The organism is Agarivorans sp. OAG1 (genome assembly GCF_037076485.1).
Classification (GTDB): Bacteria; Pseudomonadota; Gammaproteobacteria; order Enterobacterales; family Celerinatantimonadaceae; genus Agarivorans; species Agarivorans albus.
The window spans coordinates 1,070,304-1,095,391 of the sequence record NZ_AP028990.1; the positions used below are offsets into that span (position 1 = coordinate 1,070,304).

The following is a 25,088-nucleotide window of genomic DNA, read 5'->3' on the forward strand; positions in this document are numbered from 1 at the left end:
TTGGGCTAGTTTATTCTGCTTTTCTTCAAGATTGTAAAGAGGAAGGCGCATGCTTAAAGCCCTTAAAGAGTTCTTACAGGCCACGCTAGAGACTAGCAGTGAGGGTGAGTTACCCAATGTAGAACTCGCAGCAACCACCCTACTAGTGCAATTAAGCCAGAGCGATAACCAACAAAGTAATGCCGAAAATGCGGTGATACTGCGTAAAATAAAGCGGCTTTTTGAGCTAGATGACAAAGAAGCTGAGAATTTATTTTTGCAGGCGCAAACTCAAGCTAATCAAGCCATCTCGGTATTTGACTTCACCCGTCATGTTAAAGAGTTGGACTACCAATTGCGTTACCAGTTTACCGAAGCACTTTGGAAGGTGGCCTACGCAGACGGCGTTATCGATCCACAAGAAGAGGCACTTATTCGCCAGGTGTCCGATCTAATCTATCTTAGCCATAGTGACTTTTTAAAAGCCAAAATGTCGGCTCAGCCTTCTGCTTAACATTCAATCAAACCAAAAACTCATACTTAGTTATTGTTAGTATGAGTTTTTTATAGAGTGTTAAAGCTCGCTACGAGCAACGGTTTGATGAAGCTGCTCAGCCATGCCCTCTAATTGAGTGGCAATGCCGGTAAGTTGTTCGGTATTGTCTAATAATGCCGAGCTGCTCTGTGAATTATGCTGACTAAAGCTCGACACCTCTGAGCTGGCATTAATTACTTCTGCTACGGTTTCTGCTTGTTGTTGCATTACCGCAGCCATCTGAGCCACTCCATCAGAAATATCCTGCACCAAGCCAATGATGCTATGCAGAATTTCACCGCTTTGCTCAACCACCTTATAACCTTGCTGAACGTCGGCAGAACAGGTTTCCAACAAACCACGAATTTGTTGGGTCGACTGGCTACTACGCTGGCTAAGCTCGCGAACTTGGTCGGCCACAACAGAAAAACCCCTACCATGTTCACCCGCTCTAGCAGCCTCAATAGCAGCATTTAAAGCTAACAGATTAGTCTTATTAGCAATGTCGCTAATCAAGTCGGTGACGCTGTTTATTTGCTGGTTACTACTAAGAATTTTTTGCATCGACTGTTCGGTTTGATTAATGGCCAGAGCGCTTTGCTCTGCATTGCCAGAAGCTTGTTGCGAGAGCGACAATAGCTGCGACGTTGAGTGATTAGCTTGCGCTAACACCTGTTCCATGTGCGCCAAATTTTGATTAATTTGAGAAATAGATTGATGCTGGTGGGCAGAGCTTTGGGCAATTTGAGCAGCTTTATTGTTCATCTGTTGTACGGTGTTCGACATATCGCTGGCAGAGCTAACCAATTGTGTAGAGCTATCACTAGCGTGTTCAACCACCTGTTGAAGTTGTAGTTTGGATTGCTCTGAAGCCTGCATCATATCTTGATTACTCAATTGCGCTTGCTTTGCTTGCTCAAAGGCATGGTCACGTAAACCTAGCGCATAGTTTTGTCCTAGCCATAACAATATCAAGGGCAGCAAGAAACCAGAGAATAGCTCAATGGTCATAGCACGCGCTGGTAATTGCATTTGCGGGAACTGCATCCCCGTGTAGTCGGCCCATAACATCACCAAGCCAATGCTAAATAAAACGCCAGTCCAAAGATTTCCCCAAAATCGATTACTTGCCAAATAGCTTAATAAGGACAGGGTAGGTAGCCAAAAGATATGCGGCGAGTGCAATAAGCCACCAGATTGATAAACGATGTTCATGGCATGCAGCGCCATGCCGGCTAGCGCAATATTGGCTACTACAAGGTAGTGCCAACCGGTGCGTAACATAGTGCTGGCGAGTAGGGTGCTAGCGATTAAAGCTAACGAACTGATTATAAGATCGCTATGGGCATATTTTTGCCACTTAAATGCGCTATATATTCCCACTAACAAGCCAAAAAATAAGTAAAACAGCAAGGTTTTTACCGCTTGTAGGTGTTCGTCTTTAACCTTAGTTCTAGGTTTAAAGATACTGGCAAATATCTCAACTGGGTTTAGCATAATTAGGCTCTTGTTATCCTTAACAGGTCTGTCCACTTTGATGCTGCCCTTGGCTTAACAACTTTGCAACATGCTAAAAAAAGAACTGTGCGTGAGTTAAAAAATAAACAAGCTCATTTTTGTTTGAATTTTCGACACTTTAGCGGGTTTTATCTGCAAATTGTTGGTTCTTTGTGCGCTTGAACAAAAGCACACGATAAACCCTTTACCTTTAAACTGGCTTATGTATAATTCGCTTCCGTTGCAGGGGCGTAGTTCCAATGGCAGAACGTCGGATTCCAAATCCGAATGTTGGGAGTTCGAATCTCTCCGCCCCTGCCAAATTTTAAAGGCCAGCTAATTAGCTGGCCTTTTTCGTTTCTGCGTTGTTCATACGCTTCTCTCAAGCTGCCGCTATCAATTTTTAAACCTCTCTTTTATTAAGGCTTTTTTTTCAGTTTATTGTGTAACTAGGCGAAAGACAGTTGCACAATAGAAAAGCTACTCACAGAGCAACTTTGCCTATTGCATTAAGTTCGGTCTCAACCTGCTGATTAAGTCTTATATAAAGGCTGATAGGATTGATAGAACCACACAAAAAGTTTGGCATTAGGTAATGACAAGTTTAAATAGGAAGTTGTAAGGCTTGTGGTGCAACGGGTAATAGAAGGCATTCGAGCCAGGCGTAAAGGGTGGCGAAAGCTTGTTAGCTAGATTAAAGTGACTCTGATCCCTTTTATTCCTAAGACTAGGCTATGTATATTACAACTGTTGACTTATCCGTTCCTGTTTATGGTGTAGAAACTAAGGATTTATACACTTCGTTGATTCCTGTTAATATTGGGTTTAGTACTTGTGTTTGGATTACTGCTAAAGGTGAACTCGCAGAGATTGAAGCGATAGATCCCGTAATGGTTGCTAAACACCCAAGTGGATTTATTGGTCCTGAATGTAATGACTACCGATGGGATTTAATACCTGCTAATTGCCATGATAAGGAAGTTTTAGTTTGTAATGATGATATAGCTATTTCTTTCTTTTGGGGGGGCTATGAACAGCAAATGGAGTCCTATGAGTGTAATGATAATGCTACTATTTTTGTGTTTGAAGGGAATCTAACCGGAATTAAAGTAAATAAAATAAAAGGGTAAGAGTTACTTTATATTTTCCTACACTAAAGTAAACATATTGCTTTCGGTGTTGAAGTAGCTCGAAAACTTCGTGTTTACTAGCCCGGTGTGGCGGAGCACCTCATTAGCGCGATAATAATCGGCGAGTTATTGTTCCCAATGACGAAGATATGCGAGCCTATGTTACTTGGTTAAAGCAAAATGGTCTTGGTTCTCTCAACCTCAATACCTCTTGTTTGACAATGCGAACCTCTTTTCTCGATTTATCTGTAGCTTAGCTCTGCTCGATTAGGGCAAATTCTGTTTCATTGTTACTGATCGACAGTTAGAATAATCACGTTATAGTTTTTTTCTTTAGCGGATGAAATTTTAGTGATGCAAATGCACCCAGTGACGGCGACCTCTTCTGTTTCGCCTCAAGTCGCCGTAGTAGGTGGTGGAATTGCCGGCAGCGCTGCAGCCCTTAAGCTGGCTGAGTTTGGCGCCAAGGTTAGCCTGTTTGAAGCAGGGCCTAGTTTAGTGAACGGGCCGCCAGCTTGTCATTTACATGCCGGTGGTAACCTGTATCGAGAAATCTCCGATGAACAGTGTTTAAAGTTACTTGAGCAATCCATTCATACTTTGAGGGTATTTCCGCACGCAGTTAACCGGCGCCCTACGGTTATTAGTGTGCCACTAAATGACCCCGGCGAGCCCGAAGCATTACTTCCCCGTTTACGCAAGGTGCAAGCCCATTACGCTGCACTTATTGAACAAGACCCAGCCAATCAAAAACTAGGCCCAGCCGAAGATTATTATCGCCTTTACAGCCGTGAACAATTAGAGGCACTGGCCAAGCAAGGGTTGGTAGCCCAACCACAAAGCCCAGACGAGTGGATGATTCCGGTTGCCAAAAACTTAGATTTATCGGCCTTTAAGTTTCCCTTTGTACAGGTGCAGGAGTACGGCTTAAGCCTGTTGCGTATTGCCGCCACGGTTAAGTTAGCCAGTGAGCGCTTGCCCAACTGCCAAGTGTTTACCCAATCTAAAGTCACGCACATAGAGTTACTGCCAGGTGCTACACCGCGTTGGCGGGTGGATTACAGCAGTCCGCAGGGTAGCCATAGCATAGAGGTGGATTACCTCATTAACGCTTGTGGATATCGCAGTGGCAGTATTGACGATATGGCCAAGCTAAGCCGTAGCCGAATGGTTGAGTTTAAAGCTGCATATTTGGCCACTTGGCCAAATCCACAAGGGCGCTGGCCCGAGTTAATCGTTCATGGAGAGCGCGGTACGCCAAATGGTATGGCGCAGTTAACCCCCTATCCAGATGGTTTGTTTCAGCTGCATGGTATGACCGACACCGTAACCTTGTTTAAAGGCGGCTTGGTTAGCTCCAGCGAAAGCAGTGCCCAACCAGAGCTAGATGCAAGCTTAAGTCGCAAGTTAACCCAAGGTTGGCAAGCTGAAGAAGTAGAGCAGCGCACTGCCGAGGCGGTAAAACATATGTCGCGCTACTTACCAAGCTTTAGCAATGCCAAGGTGGCTGGTCGGCCGCTATTTGGTGCCCAGCAAATACCGGGCAGTGACCCAAGTTTACGCGCAGCTAGCGTTTCCTTCGATAAGGCCCACTATGCACGTACCGAGATTGTAAAGTTCTCTTCGGCCTTAAGTGCTGCTGAGCAAATTATTGAAAACATACGAGAGCTAGGCCTACTTAGCCCTGCTGCTTGCGGCGATCTTAATACCTTACAGAGTACTCAGGGTTTAGCCTATCAACAGGTGTTAACATTAGCGGAACAGTTAGCAGTACAACGTAACTATCCACTGTCTTTGGCGCGTTAAGCGCTATGATTTAATAATGTGAAGGCTAGCGATGCTAGCCTTTTTTATAAGGAGCAAACATGTCTATTCAACATTTCGAGAGCAAAGCGCGAATGAGTCGCGCAGTGGTGCATAACAATACCGTTTATCTATGTGGCCAAGTGGCTAAAGACACCAGCCAAGGGATTGCCGAACAAACCCGTACCACTATAGAAAAAGTAGAAGAGCTGTTGGCAACGGTTGGCTCCGATAAGTCGAAGTTACTAAGCGTGACTATTTACGTGCGCACCATGGATGATTTTGCCGAAATGAATAAAGTGTGGGACGCTTGGATAGCCGATGTTACTCCGCCAGCACGAGCATGTGTGCAAGCTCATATGGCGCGAGAAGAGATACTGGTTGAGATGTCGGTAACTGCAGCCGTTTAATCAGCGGTAAGTTAGCTTTGAGAACAAGGCTGAGCCTAAAGAAGTGAGCTTGTTACGGGCATAGCTGTTGAAATAATTTTAGTAAGCGAGTTAATCTGGGTACTGATTAACTCGCCAGAATGTCTTAATTTATTCTATCTAGTACCAGCGCAAATTTTTCTGGGATTTGGTTGCGCTCTTTCAAGTTATAGACACTGTTTAACGAACAATTGGCTTTCATCGCAAATACCGAAGGTGGGATTCCTTTTTTGCGTAATGCTTTCCAAAACTGCTTTCCATTAAGCGTGCTCATACTCTTTTTTACCCTCATTTAAGTGTGTGAACTAAGTCATTAGAACGGGAAATGTTGCCAAATAGTTCATAAAGGCTTGGCAACCTTTCCTACTCACCAGATGCTGAATTTCTCATGCGCGGGTATTTAACGAGAATTATATGACAACTTAATTACATCAATATGGTGATTTTGTGCTTTGTTAAATGGCGCTACTTTTTATTAATTTTTACAAAATGACATATTTTTGTTTACTTATTATCAATGATAAAGATAATGAGAATAATTATCATGTGTGTTTTGAAAGGGATAGCAATGCGCTTATTTAAAGTAGTAGTAGGTTCAACAGTATTGTTGGCAAACGCATCGTTTGCAGATGTAAAACAAGATCAAGTAGTAGAGCATTATGCAGAGTTAGCTCATGCAGTGTTTAGTGATTCGCACGCCAGTGCTTTACAGCTACAGCAAGCAACGCAGCAGCTTATTGAAGCGCCTTCAGAAAAAAGCTTATTAGCAGCGAAAGACGCTTGGAAAGTGGCTCGCGTGTATTACCAGCAAAGTGAAGTATTTCGTTTTGGTAACCCAATTGTTGACGACTGGGAAGGGCAGCTTAATGCTTGGCCTTTAGATGAAGGCTTAATCGATTACGTTGCCGCCGATTACCAATACGAGCTTGGTAACCCTGGCGCTACGGCAAATATTGTTGCCAACACTAGCCTGCAAGTAGGTGAAGACAAGGTTGATTTAAGCAACATTACCCCAGAGCTATTAGCTTCTTTAAATGAATTAGCGGGCTCAGAAGCTAACGTTGCTACTGGCTACCACGCTGTAGAATTTTTGTTATGGGGTCAAGATTTGCATGGCACTAAAGCAGGTGCAGGCGAGCGTGCTTACACCGATTTTGCTAAAGGCGATGTCTGTACTAATGGGAACTGTGAGCGCCGCGCTGCATATCTAAGCGCTGTAACTCAGCTATTAGTTGATGACTTGGCTTGGATGAGCAAGCAGTGGGCTAAAGGTGGCGAATACCAGCAGCAGCTAGTGGCAGAACCAAGTGAACAAGCGCTACGCCGTATGATGTTTGGCATGGGCAGCTTGTCTTTAGGCGAGCTAGCAGGCGAGCGTATGAAGGTAGCCTTAGAAGCTAATTCAACCGAAGACGAGCACGATTGCTTCAGCGACAATACGCACAACTCTCACTTCTACAATAACCAAGGTATTAGCAATGTTTACTTTGGCAGCTTTGAGCGTTTAGATGGTTCAACCTTAACTGGTCCAAGCTTAGCTGAGTTAGTTGCCCAAAAAGACCCAAGTGTTGCAAAGAGCAATAAGAAGATGTTTGAGCAATCTATGGCAGAAACAGCCAAATTGGTAGCGAGCGCCGAGCAACAAGGCGTATACTTCGACCAACTTATTGCTGCTAGCAATAGTGATGGCCATGCACTAATTAATGGAACCATTTTAGCCTTGGTTGAACAAACCCGCGCTATTGAAGCGAGCGCCAAAGTATTAGGTATAGACAACCTAAACCCAGATACTGCAGATCACGAGTTCTAATTAGAGGTTGTTTATATAAGGGAGCTTAGGCTCCCTTTTGTGCTTTCTGAAGTACCATTCTATGGAGAGAGTGAGTGTGAAATTTAACCCAACAAAAACAATAATAATTACTGTAGCTGCTGTGTTTTGTTCGGCGGTGTTAGCGAACCCCAAAAAACCGGGCGGTGATACAACAACGACCCAAACTGATGCCAACGCGTTTTCTATGCCGGCAGCGAATTTAGGTTTTGAAGGTCGGCTTAACTTTAGTACCGGTAACAGCTTTTTCCGTAACCCTTGGGTTGTAGCTCCAGCTACCACTATCGCCCGAGATGGCTTAGGTCCTTTGTTTAATACCAATGGTTGTCAAAACTGCCACATTAAAGATGGTCGAGGCCACCCTGCACCGGTTGGGGCAAACAATGCTGTATCGATGTTGGTGCGGATTAGCATTCCTGCAGAAACAGAGGAACAAAAAGCCCTAGAAGCTCAAAACGGCGTAGTACCAGAGCCTACTTATGGCGGGCAAATTCAAGACCAAGCCATACCCGGTGTTGCCGCAGAAGCGCGGGTTCGCTTTGCCTATACCGATAAACCTTTTAAGTTTGCCGACGGCAGCAGTATTGTATTACGCCAACCACAGTTGATTGTTGACCAGCTAGGCTATGGCGAGATGCACCCCAATACGATGTTTTCTCCGCGTATTGCTTCACCGATGATAGGTTTAGGTTTACTTGAAAGCATTAGTGCCGAAGACATTTTAGCCAATGCCGATCCTGAGGATAGCAATAACGACGGTATTCGAGGTGTGGCTAACCAAGTGTGGGATGCCCAACTACAAGCCTTTAATTTAGGCCGCTTTGGTTGGAAAGCAGGACAGCCTAGCTTGATGCAGCAAAACGCTGCAGCATTTAACGGCGACATTGGCATTACCAGTTTAATGTTCACTAAAGATCACTGTACTGCTGCGCAACAGGATTGTTTAAACGCGACCTCTGGCGTTGACCCCGATGGTTCGGAAGTGAGTGATAAACTGCTTGGTTTTGTTGAGTTTTATACCCAGCATTTAGCGGTGCCTAAACGCCGCATTAAGGATGCTGAACAAGTTGAATTAGGTGATAAACTGTTTAGCCAAGTTAACTGTGACAGTTGCCACAGACGCAGTTTTACCACTGCAAAACGTGAACAATTGCCGGCATTAAGTGAGCAGCTTATTTACCCGTATACCGATATGCTGTTGCACGATATGGGGCCAGATTTGGCCGATGGTCGTGGCGAGTATTTGGCTAATGGCCAGCAGTGGCGAACCCCTCCACTATGGGGGGTAGGGCTTACTGAAACGGTAAATGGCCATAGCCAATTATTACATGATGGGCGTGCGCGTAATGTTACCGAAGCGATTGTATGGCATGGCGGCGAAGCCGAAGCAGCAAAACAAGCCTTTGCTAACTTGAATCAGTCGCAGCGCGAAGCGCTAGTGGCTTTTGTGAATTCATTGTAAGGACGAAGTATGAAGAAGCAGTTTTTGCGTGGCCTAACCATGGGTTTGCTGGGAGTATTGGGCTTAAGTTGTGCTAATGCCAGCGCCACTACCTCTCAGCAGCAATGGCTTGAGCAAGAAAAACAGTCAATTTCTAAGGTTAGTGCGCAGCTGCTTGAACAGGCGCGTAGTTATCAGCAACACATCGAGAGCTACTGTGCCCATCCTAGCCAAGAGGCTCTGTTAGCTAGCCAATTGCTATGGAAGCAAAACTATTTGGCCTATTTGCCGCTGCAATCTAGCGCCCTTGGTCCCTTGGTTGATCTTAAGCTCAACTGGGCGATTAGCTATTGGCCAGATAAAAAAGATACCACTGGGCGTAAGGTAAAGGCGGCTTTATCTAATGCGCCTATGCCACTAAGCGATACCCACAGTAACCTACGGGTTCAAGAGTATTTACTGTTTGAAACCTTAAGCGACCAACAACGCTGTTCACTATTGCCGGGTGCGGTGAACCGTTATGTGAGTGTAACCGAGCAAGTGAGTAGCGGCCTACAAAGTGCTGAATTGGAAAAGCTGAAAGTAGAGCAGCTGCGCAGTGATGTGCTAAATAGTTATCGCTTACAAACTAGTACTATGCTGCGAAAGTTTCGCGCGATGTATTCAGCCAAGCACCAACGCTTGCGCCCATACCAAGGCGAGGCGTGGCGAGCTAACATTAGCGCTGAGTTATTAGCCGAGCAGTTAAGCCTGTTGCAAACGCGTTACCAGCAGGATTTAGCGCCGTTTTTAGCCAGCAATGACAGTAAGTTAGCAAAACAGGTGAGTGAGCAATTTAGTGCCTTAACACCACTTATGCCAGGCCAAGAGCCCAGTGATGAAAAAGTAGAACTTGCCGTTTGGCAGCAAGCCGAACCTCACTTAGCCAAGCTGGATAGCTTGTTTGCTAACCAAATTCCTCAAGCTTTATCGATTGAACTGGGCTTTAACAATAACGATGGCGACTAAGTTTAATCGCCGACAGGTGCTATTTCAGCTGCTGGGTTTTGGGGCTTCGGCTAGTTGCTTAAGCTTACCCGCCTTAGCAAAAGGCTTAAGCAATGAGTCGGTTCTAAGCCCGCAAAGTTTACTGATTGCTTGTGCCAAGCAAGTAGATAAACACTATGTCGCAGCCATGAATATACAAGGCGAACTGCGTTACCAGTTAGCTTTGCCTGCTCGGGGCCACTATGTTGCCTTGGCCAAACCTAAGCAGGCTCTAGCCGCTTGTGTTGCTCGCCGGCCGGGCATATACATCATGTTGTTTTCGCCAGAGTCTGGTGAGGTGATTCAACAGCTTTCACCGCCACAAGGTATGCACTTTTTTGGGCATGCAGTTTTTTCGGAAGATGCCACGCAGCTTTACGTGACCGCGGGGCTAAGTGCTAGCAGTGAAGGGCAGATTTTGGTGTATCACCAGCTAGATTCCGGGTGGAGTTTAAGCGCTCAGTGGTCACTGGGCGGATTAGGCCCACACCAGTTACTGTTATTGCCGCAGCAGCGTTTGGTGGTTGCGGTGGGGGGCATTCATACCCAAGGGCGAGAAAAGCTTAATCTCGACAGTATGCAGCCAGCTCTATTGTATTTGGATAGCCGAAGCGGAAAACTGCTTCAACGCCGAGAACTCAACAACCCGCAGTTAAGCATTCGCCATCTAAGTTATTCTAAAGCCAGCGATACCGTGTGGTTAGCTTGCCAAGGACAAAACCCAGAGCAAGAAGTTACCTCGCTCATATACTCTCACAAAGGCAATGAGCAATGCCAAGCGCTGGATGCTGATGCCGATTATTGGGCTTTGTTTAATCAATATATTGGCAGCATAGTAAGCAGCAATGGCAAGCTTATCGCCAGTTCTCCACGCGGTGCTAAGTTGGCTGTATGGTCAGAACAAAGCCGAGAGCTTGAGCAGCTTATGCAAATTGATGATGTGTGTGGCTTAGCTGCTAGCCAACATTCGTGGTTCGCCTCAACCGGGCAAGGCCAGCTTATTCAGCCAAGCAGTAAACTGCAGCGCCAACAAACTGCTTGGCAGTGGGATAACCACTTAAGCGTTTTAGCGCTGTAAACTCCCAAAAATGTGAAAAAGCCAAGCCCATTACTATTTGCAGTAAGGCTTGGCTTTTTTAGTTTAGCAGTAGCTAAGAGCTGTATTGCACTGTATCGGTGTGTGGGTCTAGGTAGCGCTGTTTTGTTCCATTGTTATTGAAGTTTGACTGCAGGCCATGCTCTTCAAAAATTTCGTCTAACGCTTTGTTTTGCTCTGTATTTGCTTGTTCAAAACGGATGTGCAACTGAAGTTTTCCAGATTCGTCTTTGGTTTCATCCATCACTTTACCGGCTATATCAAATTGCTTGTTGGTTCCCTTATATAAGTAAGCCAAATTGAGCACAATTGATTGCTTGTTGTTTAAATGCATGCTGCCAGGAATAACCAGTTTTACCCCGCCTTTACTAATGTCTTTGGTTAAGCCTTGGGTTTTTAAATGCCCTTGGCTTAGTGAGAAATGTAAGCCAGTAGGTACGCGTGGATGACTGCGTTTTTCGTCTTCGTGTTTAGTTTCTGCTTTAAGCGACGCTTCGATAGAAAAGCGCTGTAGTAAGTCGGTGACATTGCTAGATACTCTCGCCAATTGCCCGGCAACCAGTGATGAGGTTTCCGACTTATTATGGCTTTCCTCAATGATTTCCTGTAGCTCGGCTTGGGTTTCTTTCAATATATCTAATTGCTGATTTTGGCGGTCTACTTGTTCATCGATGCTTTGCTGCGCTTGCGCCACAGATTGAATTTTATCGGTTACCTGGAGAATGCCTTGTTCGGTTTGCTTCGAGGTTTCGCGGCTTAGCTCAACCTTTTCTGTTACCTCTCCCATGCTGTTAACGACTTGCTGTACCCCTTCGGTAAGCTGGGTAATTAACTTGGCGATTTCGTCGGTGGAACTTCCTGTTCTGGCTGCAAGGCTACGCACTTCGTCGGCAACTACGGCAAATCCGCGGCCTTGTTCGCCGGCTCTGGCGGCCTCAATTGCGGCATTTAGTGCAAGTAGGTTAGTTTGCTCTGAAATGGCGCGAATGGCATCCACAATGCCATAAACTTGCTCAGCAGTGTTGCTTAGATCTTTAATAAAGCTGCTGGCTTTAACTGTTTCTTCCGAGGTGGTGGTCATCATGGTGATGTTTTCGCCCACTAAGGCTGAGGCGTTAGTGGATAACTCGTTACACTGGGTCACCATAGTTAAGGTTTCGGCGGCAATCTCGCTTAAGCGAGCGGTGGATTCTTCAAGAGTTTGAGAGTTCTCATACATATTGCTAAAGCGTTGTTGCTCGTTGCGGTTAGCTTGGCTAATTTGACTGGATAACTCCGACACCTGGTTTGACGACAAGTTAATGCTGCTAGAAGCCTGTTGAATTTCGTTTAATGCTTCTTGCAGCGACTCACGCATTAATTCGATGTGGTGCGCCAACATGCCTAATTCATTTTTGCTGATAATTTGGGTAAGTTCAGCTGATGACTTTAAATCACCGCGACTAATTTTTCGGCTAATTCCTACTAATAGATTAATTGGCTGAGTAGTGTCTCTAATGACAATCCAAGCTACTAGCGAGGCCAAAATCACCATAATCACTGCGAGCCCGATGCTGTTATTAACGAGGTTGTTTAGTTTAAGTTCTGCGTAATCGGCGTAAATGAGTACCGCTTTGTTCATGGCCGCCATACTCTTGTGGTTTATTTCCAAAAAAGCGTTGGCATTGGCGCCTGTAGGGTCGTTTTCCAGTTTATGTGCTGCAGTTAATTGTTGTTTCCATAAACGTTCAACGAGTTGAAGTTGGTCGATGAAGGGTTGGTAACTGGGAGCGGGTAAGTTTATAGGCTGTTTGAGGCCTAAATCTGCGTAGGTTTGACCGCCCCTCATTAACGCACTGAGTGAAGCTTCATATAGCTTTACCGTGTTGTCGGCACTAAGAATGCCTGGAAATTCTTGTTCTTTTAAGTAGCTTCTATGCAACTCTTCAGCAGAATATTTCTTAGTAAGCATGCGTTGGCGACCGGCAATATTTACTATTTGTGCGTCGTCATGGTTTTGTTGCAGAGAGCTTGTTACAAGGATTACTTCACCCATCATTGCTGCTGCTAGCAGTAAAGGAAGAACAAAGAGTTTTTTACGAATCGATATAGATTTGAGCATGAAAGCTATCCTTGCAAATTAATAACTTAATCAGTATAGAACAACTTGTAAGTGATATTTAATAATACTATTGGTGTATTCTGCTAATGCTCACATTTGTATGTTACTAAAGTGCAGGGATGCTCAAAAATGTTGTCCATTCATTCAACTTTAGCGAGCTTTAAGCGCCACTTTTGCCATGGGCTGGCTTTGGTAAATACCAGTAAGTTGCCAAGTAACACTATTGCAACGCCACTTAAGCTTACTAATGTCCATTGGTAGCCTTCGAAAACGGTTGATAAACCTAGCGCCACTACTGGGAAAAGCACAGTGGCATAGGCGGCTTTTTGCGGGCCTAATTTCCCCACTAATACCAAATAAAAGCTAAAGCCTAATACCGAGCCAATTATCGCCAGATATATCAAACTACCTAAGTACAGCGGCTCAGTGCTAAAACCAAATTCTTGGCCACTTAACAAGCCCCAAACTAATAGCAGTGCTGCGCCATAAGCCATGCCATAAGCGTTGACAGAGAGAACCGATAAGCCTTGTTTTTGTTGTTTGGCCGAGAGCATGTTACCCAGCGAGAAACAGTAGGTTCCTGCTAGCGCCATTACTAAACCAAGCAACTGTTGGCTGGCAGTTTCGCTATGGCTGATATCAGGGTAAAACAACAGGATAATGCCGCTTATACCTAATATGCCTCCGCAGATTAAACGCAAGCTGGGTTTTTGCCCATGAAACAGCCAGCTATTGCCCATGTTCATAATGGTCGCGATGGAAAATACTATTGAAATTAAGCCACTTGGGATGTATTGGGCAGCATGGTAAAACAGCATAAAATTACAGCTAAACAAACATAAACCCAGCAATAAGCAGCTGCCATGTTGTTTTAAGCTAAGTCTTTGTAGGCGTTTGGTAATAAGCAGAAACAGCACCAATACCAAGGAGGCAAGGGCAAAGCGGTACATGATAGAGTTGGCAATCGGCACGTCGCCAATTTGATAGGCAATGGCTAACCAAGTGGTGCCCCATATAAATACGGTTGCGAAATAAATAAAGCCTATCATTACAGCCTCCTGCTGGTGTCACTAAAAGCGTAGTGTCTCAGGTGGTCGCTAGGAAGTATTTCAGATTATTGCGCAGCGCTAGTCGTTTTTATAGATTATTGCGCTTTTTAAGACGGTTGCATGTCCTTGGTAAGTTTTAAGCGGTGTTTGCCACGGCTGGCTTTGGTTTCTAAGTAGTAGTGGTTATCTACTTTTCGATATACACCAGTGCTTTGCAGCTCTTTTACTGCAATACCATTTTGCTCTAAAGCGGCTTGTTTTTTGGGGTTATTGCTAAGTAACTTTAATTCCGACACACCCATAGCTTTAAGCATTTGTGCCGCTTCACTAAAGTCGCGTAAATCGTCATCAAAGCCCAATTGATTGTTCGCCGAGTAAGTATCTACGCCTTTAATCTGTAATTCGTAAGCATCTAGCTTGTTGTACAGACCAATGCCGCGGCCTTCTTGGCGCATATATAAAATAATGCCGCCTTGCTCAGCCATTTTTTCGATAGCTTCGTTTAGCTGTTCGCCACAATCACAGCGAGATGAGCCAAATACGTCGCCGGTTAGGCATTCTGAATGGATCCGTACCAAAGGTGTAGTTTGTTGGCTATCGGCATTTTTAAATACCAAAGCAACGTGTTCTTTGTCGCTGTTTAGGTCGGTAAATGAGAGCATTTCAGCAGGAATATCGCTACGTCGGCCCACCTGAAAGGGGACGCGAGTGCGAATACTACTTAGTTTTTCTGCTGATTTCATTTAAGCGCTCCATTACTACAGCTTATGGCGAGGGCGAAGTGTATAAATTCATTATACCAAATGCAAAGCAATTCCTAATCGTAAATCGTTTGTGGTTATGCCTTTATGGTTTAAAAAGCCTCATCTACATTAAAGTAGAAGCCGCTTTCACCATCACCAAAGCCCATGTCTAAGCGCAAGTTCACTCGGCTTTTTACTTCGAAGCGGTAGCCAAAGCCGGCGTTGGGCAGTATTTCTTGGCTGCTAAATTCATCCAATGTCGGGGCTACTGCGCCGGCACCTAGCCAAAACACTAAGCCGTGCCGTCTGGGTAAATCCCAGCGATACTCTATTTGGCTCATCATCATTTGTTTGTCACGATATCGGCCTGTGGTATAGCCACGTAGGGCCGAGCCACCACCAACGGTAGAAAGCGTGTGCCAAGGTACATCACCATAGCTAAAGCGGCTTTTATATTGCCAAGCAAGCACGCTATCTCGCGGGCCTAAGCGGTAATACTCGCTGTAATTAAAGCTAAGAGTTTGAAAGCTATCGTTGCTACCAATATGCGGGTGATACCAGCCAGCATCTAGTTGCAATAATCTTCCTTCATAGGGATTTCGTACCACGTCTCGGGTGTCGTAGTTCGCTTGGAGGGTAAGGCCCACGGCACTAGAGCTGGATTCAAGAATGCTGCTATCTACTTCACTTTGAGATGGGTCGATCTCGCTGGCTTTCGCGTAGCTAATGTCAAACCCTGCGCCAATAAAGGCTGAGTCAGCCACGCGACCGAGTAGCATTGGGCGTAATGAAAATTCCCGATGATTAAAGTCAACCCGGTTATTGTCTTGATGGTTTTGCTGATATCCCACCCCATAGAAAACATCGGGAGCGTCGGCGATATCTGCATCAATATAAAGGCGCCACTGGTCTTCTTTGAAAAAGCTGCGGTTGTCGATGGTCATACCGATTGAGCCATTAATCGAAGCAAAGCCGTTAATCACCAAAGAAGAGGTTTGGCTTACTTGGTCGCTTTCATCAATTTGGTATAAACCAATGGCGGAAATGCCCACCCCTAATGACAGCTCTGGATTATAAAATGGACCGGGCAGTACGCTAAAGTCGATGGCTTTACTGCTATCGTAACCGCCGTCGGCACCAAGCTTTTCTAGAATGTTATCGATAAAGCTCCCTTCGGCTTGGCTTTGTTGCTGTTCGGCTAAATCTGCTGAAGCCAAGGCACCGCCACTTACAGCGGCAATAAAGTAAACCAGTTTAATCATTTAACTGGCCGCCAATATGGGCTTGCAGCTCTAACTCATCTTGCAGCTGGTTATAAGCAGATATCGCCAAAAACTTGCGGTTGCTAAAACCGTTTTGCCAAAGGTGATTGGGTATGTGGCTAAAGCTTGCTTGGTGCTTGGGTGCTACTTCTAGCCACTGTTGGGCAACGCCGCCCATATCTATGCCATGAACAATCGCGGGCAGCGAAAGTGGCATAGGGCTAGCTGTTTTGGCAAAGAGTGGTTCAAGCAATGGCCAGTTCACATCTTGCTGAGCAAGCTGCTCCGGCACTAAGTAAGGATGCTGTTCTTTGCCTAAGCGATAATGGCGTTTTAGCAGCATAAATTTACTGGGCAGTGCTTGATTTGAATCCCACCAGTGGCCGTCTATGGCATCAAACATGGCATTAGTTTGCTGCTTTGATACTGGTTCCAATTGCGCAATAGACGCGCTTAACCATTGGCTCATGTGCTGGTTATAGAGCTCTCTGGTCATGCTTAGGTTGTTTACCACCAACGCTAAACCAATTTTTGCACCTAGCATGTTTGAGTAAAGATCTTCTGGCGAATAGGCCGATACTTCTTCAGACCATGGACGCCAACTACGGTAACCATGCCATTGGGCAATTTCGTGTGCTTCGGCCATTGAATACGCCATTCTCGCTGCTAATTGGGCGGCTAACTCCCAGCGTTGCTGGTGGCTTAAATGCTCAACCTTAAAGGCTTTAATGCGAATTTCTCTGGGGCCGATTTCCGCAGGTAGTTCAATGGTAAATGCTTGGCCTAACTGTGGGTAAATGCGCTGAAACAAGGCCACGGTGTTGTCGGCTGTATCGCGAACATGGGCTAAGTCGATAAAGCCGCCACGTAAGGTATAAAGTTGACCATTGTTTTCGCCGCTGCGGCGACCCTTAGGCTCGCCACGTTGAAAGCTCCAAGTGCCCGCTTCATAGGCATGCGGGCCAATTTCATCCAGCGATAAAGTATTGGCATATCGGAAAAAAGGTACCTGTACGCTGCCTACTTTAACCTTGTGGGCGTTGCCAAAAGCGCAGCAAGGTCTTACGTCTTCAGGCATTCTGGCTAGGCTAAATTGTTGCGGAGTTTGTTGGCTAAGTAGCTGCAAATCAGGTTGCTCGCTTAGCGCACTTTGCACCGCTTCCGTTGTTGGTTGGTTGCGAGTCTGCCAATTATTGCTTGAACAGCCAGTTAATAGGGCGATTGAAGCTAACAAAGCCAGCGTGTTAATTAAGCGACCGTTGTTAGTTGTATTGGCAGTGCAAAGTTTGTTCATGGTTCTCATTCAATAAAAAGCGTTATAGCTTGGCTAACAGTGCTGGGATGTTCATTGCTAATGTTATGCGGGGCGTTTGGTATCACCATCATGGGGGCATCTAAATAGCGCGCCAATTGTTTGCCTTGCTGTAAGGGAAATACCCGATCGTTCTCTCCCCAAATAACCAGGGTAGGTGGCATCTTTTGTGGTTCTACTTGCGGGGCGAGTTGGTCTCGGTATTCGGGCAAGGTTTCTATTAATTGGCGTTTCTGAGCCTGCCATAGAGCAAAGTAGCGTTGATAGATTTGCTCATCTATTGCATGGGGCAGCGGTGGAAAATGACTAAATACGCCCTTTAGCAAATGGCGCATTTGCTGGCGATTTTCAGGTACAAAAATATCGGCTGGCTGCTCTCGCTCAAAACGCTGACTAAGTTCAAGCAGCTCTTGGTCACTGATAAAGGTGCCTGGGCTAGACAGTATTACCGCCTTTTTAATGCCTGTTTGCTGGGCCATCATGTCGTAGGCGACTAACCCCCCATAGGAGATACCTACTAAGTTAAACTGCTCTACGCGCAATTGTGCCAAGAGTTGATTGACCGCTTCACGTTGGGTGCTTATATTAGCGTCACCTTGGCTATAAGAGTCTCCAAACCACGCTAAATCTGGGGCTATTACTCGATAGTGCTGGCTAAGCTCTAGCATCATTGGCAACCAGGTTGTGGTGGCTGTGCCGCCAAAGCCATGCAGCAATACCAATGGCTCACCGTGGCCGCCCACCCAGTAACGCAGTTGACCACCTTCGGCCAAACTGAGTTCACTTTCGGTAAACTGCGCATTTTGTAGTTGTTTGGCATCTAGCTGCTCTTTAACCGCTAGGGCTGAACAGCCGCTTAGGCTTAACAGTAAAGCCAAGCCGAGCAACCAGCGGGGAAACACATTCTTTATGCGCATTAGAAGCGGTAGCCTAGACCAAGCATAAAGCTACTGCGTTTGCCAAAGCCTACTTCCAGCAAAGCATCTACATGCTCGGTAAGCGACATTTGTCCGCCCACTAAGGCATTCCACTTTTCTTCTAGGTGTTGCGTAACCACAAACTTACCGCCACTAGGCAGCGGTGGTGGAAGATTAATACCAATGTCGTTGAGGTTGCCGCTAAAGGTTTGCTCAACGTTTTGATACATCGCGCCGCCCCAAACCTGAATATCACGCCCGCCCACTTCCCAGCGGTAACCTGCGCGTGGGGTGACCACAATGGTGCTGATTTCCCCGTCTAAAATATCGAGATCGGTATTGGTGTAGTTAACATCAAGCAAAGCAAACCAGTTCCCCACGCCGCCCACTATTGTTGTGCCTGCACCGTAGGTTATACCGCTAAAGTTTAAGCTAAAATCGAAGGGGTCTCCGATAGGCATACCGGCGAGATCTACTTGAACATTGGCAACACTGCTGCCTTTGGTTTGTCCAAGTACCCCATATACATTCATGAAGGGTAAAACCCAAACATCTCCGCGCAGAGTAAGAGTTTCTGAGTCTTGAATAGCGTGGCTACCACTAACACCGACCAGATTGTCGATGGCGCTACCAAGGCCAGAAAAGGCTACGCTATCCACAATTAGCGGCTGCGACATGCTCATGTAGTTAATGCTAAAGCCATATGGCTTAGGCAACTTGTGGCCCAAATCGATGGCCTCTTGCGCCCAAATGGGGAAAAAAGCCTGGTATTGCTCACTGTCATCAGTGGGCTGCGGTGAGTTTTCTGCAAAGCTAAATAGGGGAGCCAATAGCGTTAAAGCGCTAAATCCCGGCAGAAAATTAGGTAGTTTCATGTACGAGCTTGTCTCAATTTTGCGTGTAAATAATTAAGCAACGATCGCCAATACCACCCCGCTTGCAAAGGCAGAGTGTCTACGTCCGTGTGGTTTGGAGGGTAGCGCTTAGAAGAGTTTTTAAGAATGCGCTACATAGCCTGAGATGCGTTCAGGTTCAGTGCTTATAGTAATCGGGGGGATTTTATTTGAGTATCTGCTCTAAGGCAAGTAATTACTGTTGTTAGTGGGCTTGCTTAAGTGGGAATGATGGTGATACTTTTTAGGCTAGTGCGCTACACCAAAAGGAGGTGGTATGAGCAGCAACTTAACCGATCATCGCCTTATTCAAGGTAGCCATGTATTTGAACGGCTTAATCAAGCGCGGGCAGTGTTACATAATAGCGTTAGCCTTGGCGAGCAGTTAGGTTTTGCCCGTTGGTCTAATCAAAATGACCGTACCTCTTATCATCGCCCTGAGCATCACACCTTAAGTGTTTACCTTTCTGGTGGTTATCAAACTAAGCGGCTGATTGGCTCAGATCTGGTGAGTGGCGGTGCTCCGGGAAAACTTTGTTTAATGCCTGCTGGTCATGAATCTCGTTGGCAAGTGGATGGTGATTTGGCCTTTGTGCATTTATATTTTAGCGATAAAGATCTAAGCCAAAGCATTGAGCACATTTGGGATAAAAGCAGCACAGGCTTTGACGTGCAAGATCTTACTTTTGCTGACGATCTCGCCGTAAGCAGCCTTATTCAGCAGTGGCTACTTAAGCTTAATTGGCAAGACGATGCCGACCGTTTAGCCTTGGATCAACTTAGCCAACTGCTGCTTGGCCATATAAGCAAACACTATTTAACTAAACAGTTAACTGAACCAACCTTAAGTGGCGGACTTGCGCCATTTCAGCTTGCCCGTTGCCAAGAGTTTATAGAGGCACATTTAGCCGACAAACTTAGCTTGAATCAATTAGCCCAGTTGGTGGATTTAAGTGACTATCACTTTGCCCGTATGTTTAAACAAAGCAGCGGGTTAAGCCCTCATCAATACCTAAGTAAGCGCCGTATCGAGCGGGCTAAAAGCTTATTGCTTACAGGCGAATTAAGTTTGGCAGAAGTGGCTTATCAAACCGGGTTTTCCTCCCAAGCCCACTTTAGCGCCCGCTTTAAGCAGCTAACTAGCCACAGCCCAGCCAGCTTTCGAAATAAAAGTTAGCAGGGCTGCTAAATAACCACCGGAAAGTCTTGCTCTGGATGGCGCATTATCTCGGCTTGGTAATCAAATACATGCTTAATGTTGGCTTGATTAAGTACTTTTTCTGGCGTTCCGTCACTGCAAATTTCACCGTCTTTTAACAACAAAATGCGCTGGCAGTAACGAGAGGCAAGGTTTAAGTCGTGCACCACGCTAATGACTGTAGCGCCTTGCTGGCTGAGCTTTTCTGCGTGTTCCATTAGCACTTGCTGGTGGCTTAAGTCCAAGGCGCTGGTGGGTTCATCTAACAATAAAATTTGCTGCTCGATGGGCGTGGTGGCTAGCTGAGCAGTCACTCGTGCGTAATGCACGCGTTGCTTTTCACCGCCAGAAAGCTGCGGGTAGGGGGTATCTTTGTAGTGCCAAATATCCATCAACTCAAGCTGTTGCTTAATAATCTTTTGCTGATCTTGATAACTTAAGCGGCTGTTAATTAAGCCCAAACCGACCACTTCGCTCACGCTAAAGGCAAAACTTAGTTCTGAGCTTTGTGGCAATACGGCTAAATGGCGACTTAATTGGGGCTTATCCCATTCGCTGCGCGGCTTAGCTAAAATTTGGATGTCGCCGGCTTGTTGTTGGCGATCTCCACAAATTAGTTTTAGTAGCGAGCTCTTACCTGCACCGTTCGCACCCAATAATGCAGTGTGTTGGCCAGCGGCAAAGCTTAAAGAAAGTTGCCTAAAAAGCTGCTTATTGCCTAGCGAAAAATCTAAGCCTTGCAGTTGAATACTGTTTGATAAAGACGACATAAAAACCCTAAGCAATTCGCTGGCGCTGTTGTAACAGCAAGAAGATGAAAAACGGTGCGCCAACCAAGGCTGTAACAATGCCAACAGGCAGCTCGGCAGGGCTTATCACTAAGCGAGAAAGCAAATCAGCCAGTAACAATAAGGCTGCGCCCAATAATGCGCTATAAGGAATTAAGCGTTGATGATTAGGCCCTAGCAGCATGCGAATTAAGTGCGGAACTACCAAGCCCACAAAACCAATTAAACCTGATACCGATACAGCGATACCAACACCTAAAGCAGTAAAGAAAATTAATTGGCTTTTAAGTTTTTGAACTTGAATACCCAAGTGGCCCGCTTCGGCTTCGCCTAACAGCAAAGCATTTAAGGCTTGGGCTTTGCGCATAAAGACCACTAGCAAAATAGCTAAAGTGACAAAGGCTAATACAATGTTGCTCCAGGTAGCACCAGCTAAGGAACCCATTTGCCACAAGCTTAAATCACGTAGCATTTGGTCATTGGCTAAATAGCTTAATAAGCCAATGCCCGCGCCAGATAATGCGCCAACAGCAATACCGGCTAATAGCATCATTACTACCGAAGTACCGTTAGGTGTGGTACCTAAACGATATACCAATACCGTTGTTACAAAGCCGCCAATAAAGGCGAACAGTGGCACCGCTAAAGCGCTAATAAAATCGGGCAGTTGCCAGTTCACCAAGCCCAGCAATACAATCGCAATGGCTGCACCAGCTGCACTACCGCTAGACACACCAATAATGCCGGGGTCGGCTAAGGGGTTACGAAATAGCCCTTGCATTACCGCGCCACACATTGCCAATATTGCGCCAACTGCAATGCATAATAGGGTGCGGGGTAAACGAATGCCCGTTACCACTAATTGATAATGCGCCGGTGCGTCGCCTTCAAAGTTAAAGGGCAGTAAGGCACTTAAGGCATCACTAACCGGAATACTCATTGGCCCTTGGGTGACCGACAATAGCGCGGTGGCTAACAATACCAGCAAAGCCACGGGCAGTAGCCATCCTGAAAACAAGGCATTGGGGTTAGCCGAATGCTGAGAAAATAGAGACATTAATACAACCTAGTAATTACAATGGCGAAGGTTTGAGCCTTCGCCAGCAAGGGGTTAACGATTTACTGCAAGCGTTGGCTTAGGCGCACCGCTTCATCTATGCTTGCCAAGCCTAAGCCACCAATAAGTGCATGTCCATCAATCGCATAAATTGCCTTGGTTTTTCCAGCAGGGGTCGCAGCTAATACCGGAAAACTGCTTAACACACCTTGTACACCACCTAATTTATCTAAGCTGCGTTGGCTAAACAGCAAGAGCTCTGGCTGCATAGAAAGTATCGCTTCATCTGATAGCGGCTTGTAGCTGTTTAAATGTGGTTTGGCCAAGTTTACCGCGCCCGCTAGCTCCATAATGCTATTGGCAGTTGTATCGCTGCCCGCAGTGAGTAGCTTTTTCGCATCGTGGCTCATAAAAAGCAGGGTATTCATTGGCTTGGCCGATTGTGAATATTCGTCTAGCTGCGTTAGCTGTTGTTTTAGCTTTTGATGCAACTCCGTGGCTTTGGCTGGATGACCTAGCAGTGTAGCTAAGGCATCAATGCGCTGTTCAAGGCTGGCAACCGTAGATTGGCTATTTAATCGGTGGATCTGCACGCCAGCTTGCTGCAGCTGATTAAGGCTGCTGTCGGGGCCCATTTCATCACTGCCAATTACTGCATCGGGCGCAAGAGCTAACAAACCTTCGGCGCTAAGCTGGCGATGGTAGCCCACTACTGGCAGCGAAAGGTTGCTGGGTAACTGGCTGGTAGAATCTACCGCAACAATCTGTTGCTCAGCATCTAAGGCAATTATGATTTCAGTGATGTTAGCGCCAGCGCTTACTACGCGTTTTAGCGGTTCAGCTTGCAGCGCTGTGCTGGCAATAAGGCTTAGCCCTAAACAGGCAGAAAACAGCGGGGAGAGATGGCGCTTAATCATTGTTCTTATCCATGAGTATTTGGGTGGTTTTAATATCTAGCTGCTGTAGCAGCTCTAACATTTTTAATAGGTGTTCAACGGGCACTTGGCGCTCGCTAGCTAAGCTCACGCTAGGATCGCTTTGCTGACTAGTTTGTTGTTTTATTGCTTGTTCAAAGTCGGCAAACGTTTGATAACGCTGCTCATCCAAACCCCAAATGGGATTATCTTGAAACAAACTAAGCTGCAGCTCGGCAGGTTCACTGGCTACGCTGCTTTGCTCTTGGCTGGTGCTGGGTAAATCCATATCCATTTGGTAAACCCGGCTATTGGCAGTGAGCAGCAAAAACACCAATACAATAAAAATAATATCGAGTAGGGCGGTTAAGTCGGGCACCATGCTAAAGCTATTGTGCTGTTGTTCGATGCGGATCATGCTGGCGCGTGCTCTAACTCTTTAGTCTTCGCTTCAGGCTGAAATACCGCTAAGGTGCGAGCGTCATCGGCAAGAGTATTTACTCCTTCAATCATTAGATTTGCCTGGTTAATGGTGGTTTCTAATTCATGAATAATCCTGTCTTTCCAAAGGCTTAAACCATGAGCAAAAGCCAGTGCTGGCACTGTAACTAATAGGCCTGCGGCAGTGGTATACATGGCTGTGCCTAAACCTTGCGATAACATTGCAGGGTTAACAGCTTGCTCGCTTACTGCCAGCGCATCAAACATTTCTATTAAGCCGAGTACCGTGCCTAGCAAGCCCAACAAAGGGCTAATTAAGGCCAGTATGTGTAAGGCTTTTAAACCTCTAGCCAGTTTTTGCTGCTGTTGGCGTAGCCATACTGCGGCGATTTCTTCACGTAGGTTCTTAGCTTGATCTTTATGTACTAATAACAAGCAAATGGCTTTGCGCGCCAAACTGCGAGATTGCGAAAAGCACTGCTTTTGATTTTTACAGGGGGCTTTTTTACTGGTAAGTAAATGGGTGGCAAGTTTAAGCCAGTTACGTTGGTGAATAGCAATGTGAGTAAAGGCTAAACTGGCGATGCGCTCAATGATGATGGCGCAGGCCAATACCGAGCAAAGTACAATTGGCCAACGTAAGTCGCCCAATTGCTCCGACGTTAAAATGTTGCTTAGCGCACCAAGCTGTTCAGAAGATATTATTTGCATAAACTTAACTCAAATTGAAACGAATAGGGATAAGCGCGCGCGAAGCTTGAGCTTGGCCATCTACAATCAGGCCCTTAAACTGCCAGCGCTTCACCGCCTTTAATGCCGCTTTGTCCAAGCTTTTTACGCCCGAACTACTGTTTATTTCACGTTTGGTTTGTCGACCTGTAGGGTCTAACCAAACTTCTACCATTACTGTGCCTTCTAAACCGCGTTTTTTAGCCACCCGTGGATACACTGGTGCAGTGGGCGGTTGAGCAAAGCGAGGCTGGGTATTAATGCGCGGCAATTTAGACAAACCTTGGTCGGTTTGCGCCTGACTATTTACTTGGCTAGCACTTGCTTGAGCGGTGTCTAACTCTTCAACAGGCTCGCGCTTAGGATCAGGCTTTGCTGCGGGTTTAAGGGGTTCTGTAGGCGTCTTTTTAACTTGCTCCGGCTGCGGCGGTTTATGCTGGGCAAGTTGATTTTGCTCTCTAGGTTTAGGGGGCTGTTTTTCACTCGGTGTGTCCTTTACTACAGGTTTTACTTCCGCTGTTTTTTGCTCAACTGGGCGAGGTGTAGGCTTGTTTGTTAGCGCCTTTGGGCTTGCCGGCTCTGGTTTTGATAAGGGCTTAACTGGTGGCGGAGTCTCAGCGGGCAGGGCCTTTTCTAAAGGTATTTCAGTTTGTTCTGTTGCCACCACCGAGGTATTTATTGCCACAACACTTAAACTTGGCGCTGCCGTTTGGCCGCCACTGCTTTGTGTTACTTCTTTGATGTTGGGCTGCAAATACATAAAGTAGCCATGTATAGCCGCTGAAATTAGCACGGCCAAACTAAGCTTCCCCATTTTTTACCCTTACACCATAACTCGACATTGGGCCTAGGATACTGGCAAACAAAAAATAAGTAAATACAAATGATAATGATTTGCATTTGATTTGTTGCTAGGTTAAG

Annotated in this window: 24 protein-coding genes and 1 tRNA gene; 10 read left to right on the forward strand and 15 right to left on the reverse strand. The window is 46.0% G+C overall.

What is annotated here, in order from left to right; all coding sequences use genetic code 11:
• The first annotated feature begins 49 nt into the window (after positions 1-49).
• Positions 50-493 carry a TerB family tellurite resistance protein gene (locus OAG1_RS04980; protein ID WP_016403902.1) on the forward strand — a complete coding sequence of 148 codons (444 nt, stop codon included), beginning with the start codon at positions 50-52 and terminating at the stop codon, positions 491-493.
• Positions 494-553: 60 nt separating this feature from the next.
• On the opposite strand, the gene OAG1_RS04985 is transcribed toward OAG1_RS04980, so the two are convergent.
• On the reverse strand, positions 554-2,011 hold the full coding sequence (locus tag OAG1_RS04985) for a methyl-accepting chemotaxis protein (RefSeq protein ID WP_338624492.1): 1,458 nt from the start codon (positions 2,009-2,011) through the stop codon (positions 554-556).
• A 245-nt stretch (positions 2,012-2,256) separates the two neighbouring features.
• On the opposite strand from OAG1_RS04985, the gene OAG1_RS04990 reads away from it, so the two are divergent.
• The 4 genes from OAG1_RS04990 to OAG1_RS05005 all read left to right on the forward strand — a co-directional run bounded on the left by OAG1_RS04990 (position 2,257) and on the right by OAG1_RS05005 (position 5,354).
• Positions 2,257-2,332 (forward strand) — tRNA-Trp (locus tag OAG1_RS04990).
• A gap of 413 nt (positions 2,333-2,745) precedes the next feature.
• A complete protein-coding gene (locus tag OAG1_RS04995) occupies positions 2,746-3,141 on the forward strand; it encodes a hypothetical protein (RefSeq protein WP_338624494.1) in 396 nt (131 codons plus the stop codon).
• Between the two features lie 354 nt (positions 3,142-3,495).
• On the forward strand, positions 3,496-4,947 hold the full coding sequence (locus OAG1_RS05000; protein ID WP_338626413.1) for an FAD-dependent oxidoreductase: 1,452 nt from the start codon (positions 3,496-3,498) through the stop codon (positions 4,945-4,947).
• A 59-nt stretch (positions 4,948-5,006) separates the two neighbouring features.
• Positions 5,007-5,354, forward strand: a complete 348-nt coding sequence (locus tag OAG1_RS05005) for a RidA family protein (protein ID WP_016403908.1) — start codon at positions 5,007-5,009, stop codon at positions 5,352-5,354.
• Positions 5,355-5,478: 124 nt separating this feature from the next.
• Here OAG1_RS05005 and OAG1_RS05010 read toward each other — a convergent pair whose 3' ends face one another.
• On the reverse strand, positions 5,479-5,646 hold the full coding sequence (locus tag OAG1_RS05010) for a hypothetical protein (RefSeq protein ID WP_016403909.1): 168 nt from the start codon (positions 5,644-5,646) through the stop codon (positions 5,479-5,481).
• Positions 5,647-5,940: 294 nt separating this feature from the next.
• On the opposite strand from OAG1_RS05010, the gene OAG1_RS05015 reads away from it, so the two are divergent.
• The 4 genes from OAG1_RS05015 (at position 5,941) to OAG1_RS05030 (ending at position 10,745) form a co-directional block, all read left to right on the forward strand.
• Positions 5,941-7,182 carry an imelysin family protein gene (locus OAG1_RS05015; protein WP_338624497.1) on the forward strand — a complete coding sequence of 414 codons (1,242 nt, stop codon included), beginning with the start codon at positions 5,941-5,943 and terminating at the stop codon, positions 7,180-7,182.
• Between the two features lie 70 nt (positions 7,183-7,252).
• Positions 7,253-8,662 carry a di-heme oxidoredictase family protein gene (locus OAG1_RS05020; RefSeq protein ID WP_338624499.1) on the forward strand — a complete coding sequence of 470 codons (1,410 nt, stop codon included), beginning with the start codon at positions 7,253-7,255 and terminating at the stop codon, positions 8,660-8,662.
• Positions 8,663-8,671: 9 nt separating this feature from the next.
• The gene (locus OAG1_RS05025; RefSeq protein WP_338624501.1) at positions 8,672-9,649 is read left to right on the forward strand and encodes an imelysin family protein; all 978 of its coding nucleotides are present in this window, start codon (positions 8,672-8,674) and stop codon (positions 9,647-9,649) included.
• Positions 9,639-10,745: a DUF1513 domain-containing protein gene (locus tag OAG1_RS05030; RefSeq protein ID WP_338624503.1), complete on the forward strand. Its 1,107-nt coding sequence runs from the start codon at positions 9,639-9,641 to the stop codon at positions 10,743-10,745. The genes OAG1_RS05025 and OAG1_RS05030 overlap by 11 nt, the downstream gene beginning before the upstream one ends.
• Positions 10,746-10,818: 73 nt before the next feature.
• Here the strand turns inward: OAG1_RS05030 and OAG1_RS05035 are convergent, their stop codons facing one another.
• From OAG1_RS05035 to OAG1_RS05065, 7 genes are all read right to left on the reverse strand, one after another.
• Positions 10,819-12,864 (reverse strand): methyl-accepting chemotaxis protein, encoded by a 2,046-nt coding sequence (locus tag OAG1_RS05035; RefSeq protein ID WP_338624505.1) that lies wholly within the window; start codon positions 12,862-12,864, stop codon positions 10,819-10,821.
• A gap of 140 nt (positions 12,865-13,004) precedes the next feature.
• Positions 13,005-13,913, reverse strand: coding sequence for an EamA family transporter (locus OAG1_RS05040; RefSeq protein WP_016403004.1), 909 nt, complete (start codon positions 13,911-13,913; stop codon positions 13,005-13,007).
• A gap of 107 nt (positions 13,914-14,020) precedes the next feature.
• On the reverse strand, positions 14,021-14,656 hold the full coding sequence (ribA, locus tag OAG1_RS05045; protein ID WP_016403003.1) for a GTP cyclohydrolase II: 636 nt from the start codon (positions 14,654-14,656) through the stop codon (positions 14,021-14,023).
• A 110-nt stretch (positions 14,657-14,766) separates the two neighbouring features.
• Positions 14,767-15,918 carry a BamA/TamA family outer membrane protein gene (locus tag OAG1_RS05050; protein WP_338624509.1) on the reverse strand — a complete coding sequence of 384 codons (1,152 nt, stop codon included), beginning with the start codon at positions 15,916-15,918 and terminating at the stop codon, positions 14,767-14,769.
• Positions 15,911-17,212, reverse strand: coding sequence for a DUF4056 domain-containing protein (locus tag OAG1_RS05055; RefSeq protein ID WP_338624512.1), 1,302 nt, complete (start codon positions 17,210-17,212; stop codon positions 15,911-15,913). Before OAG1_RS05055 ends, OAG1_RS05050 begins: the two co-directional genes overlap by 8 nt.
• A gap of 5 nt (positions 17,213-17,217) precedes the next feature.
• Positions 17,218-18,147, reverse strand: coding sequence for an alpha/beta hydrolase (locus OAG1_RS05060; protein ID WP_338624514.1), 930 nt, complete (start codon positions 18,145-18,147; stop codon positions 17,218-17,220).
• Complete coding sequence (locus OAG1_RS05065; RefSeq protein WP_338624517.1) at positions 18,147-19,022, reverse strand: virulence protein; 876 nt, start codon at positions 19,020-19,022, stop codon at positions 18,147-18,149. The genes OAG1_RS05060 and OAG1_RS05065 overlap by 1 nt, the downstream gene beginning before the upstream one ends.
• Positions 19,023-19,317: 295 nt before the next feature.
• On the opposite strand from OAG1_RS05065, the gene OAG1_RS05070 reads away from it, so the two are divergent.
• Positions 19,318-20,217 carry an AraC family transcriptional regulator gene (locus tag OAG1_RS05070; protein ID WP_338624520.1) on the forward strand — a complete coding sequence of 300 codons (900 nt, stop codon included), beginning with the start codon at positions 19,318-19,320 and terminating at the stop codon, positions 20,215-20,217.
• Between the two features lie 8 nt (positions 20,218-20,225).
• Here the strand turns inward: OAG1_RS05070 and OAG1_RS05075 are convergent, their stop codons facing one another.
• The 6 genes from OAG1_RS05075 to OAG1_RS05100 all read right to left on the reverse strand — a co-directional run bounded on the left by OAG1_RS05075 (position 20,226) and on the right by OAG1_RS05100 (position 24,981).
• Entirely contained in the window at positions 20,226-21,008 is a 783-nt protein-coding gene (locus tag OAG1_RS05075; protein WP_338624522.1) for a heme ABC transporter ATP-binding protein, read from the reverse strand.
• Positions 21,009-21,015: 7 nt separating this feature from the next.
• Positions 21,016-22,083, reverse strand: coding sequence for an iron ABC transporter permease (locus OAG1_RS05080; protein ID WP_338624525.1), 1,068 nt, complete (start codon positions 22,081-22,083; stop codon positions 21,016-21,018).
• 62 nt (positions 22,084-22,145) lie between these two features.
• On the reverse strand, positions 22,146-23,000 hold the full coding sequence (locus OAG1_RS05085; RefSeq protein WP_338624527.1) for an ABC transporter substrate-binding protein: 855 nt from the start codon (positions 22,998-23,000) through the stop codon (positions 22,146-22,148).
• Positions 22,993-23,415 carry a biopolymer transporter ExbD gene (locus OAG1_RS05090; protein ID WP_016402994.1) on the reverse strand — a complete coding sequence of 141 codons (423 nt, stop codon included), beginning with the start codon at positions 23,413-23,415 and terminating at the stop codon, positions 22,993-22,995. The genes OAG1_RS05085 and OAG1_RS05090 overlap by 8 nt, the downstream gene beginning before the upstream one ends.
• Entirely contained in the window at positions 23,412-24,149 is a 738-nt protein-coding gene (locus OAG1_RS05095) for a MotA/TolQ/ExbB proton channel family protein (RefSeq protein ID WP_338624531.1), read from the reverse strand. The genes OAG1_RS05090 and OAG1_RS05095 overlap by 4 nt, the downstream gene beginning before the upstream one ends.
• A 4-nt stretch (positions 24,150-24,153) precedes the next feature.
• Positions 24,154-24,981, reverse strand: coding sequence for a TonB family protein (locus tag OAG1_RS05100; RefSeq protein WP_338624534.1), 828 nt, complete (start codon positions 24,979-24,981; stop codon positions 24,154-24,156).
• Positions 24,982-25,088: the final 107 nt, after the last annotated feature.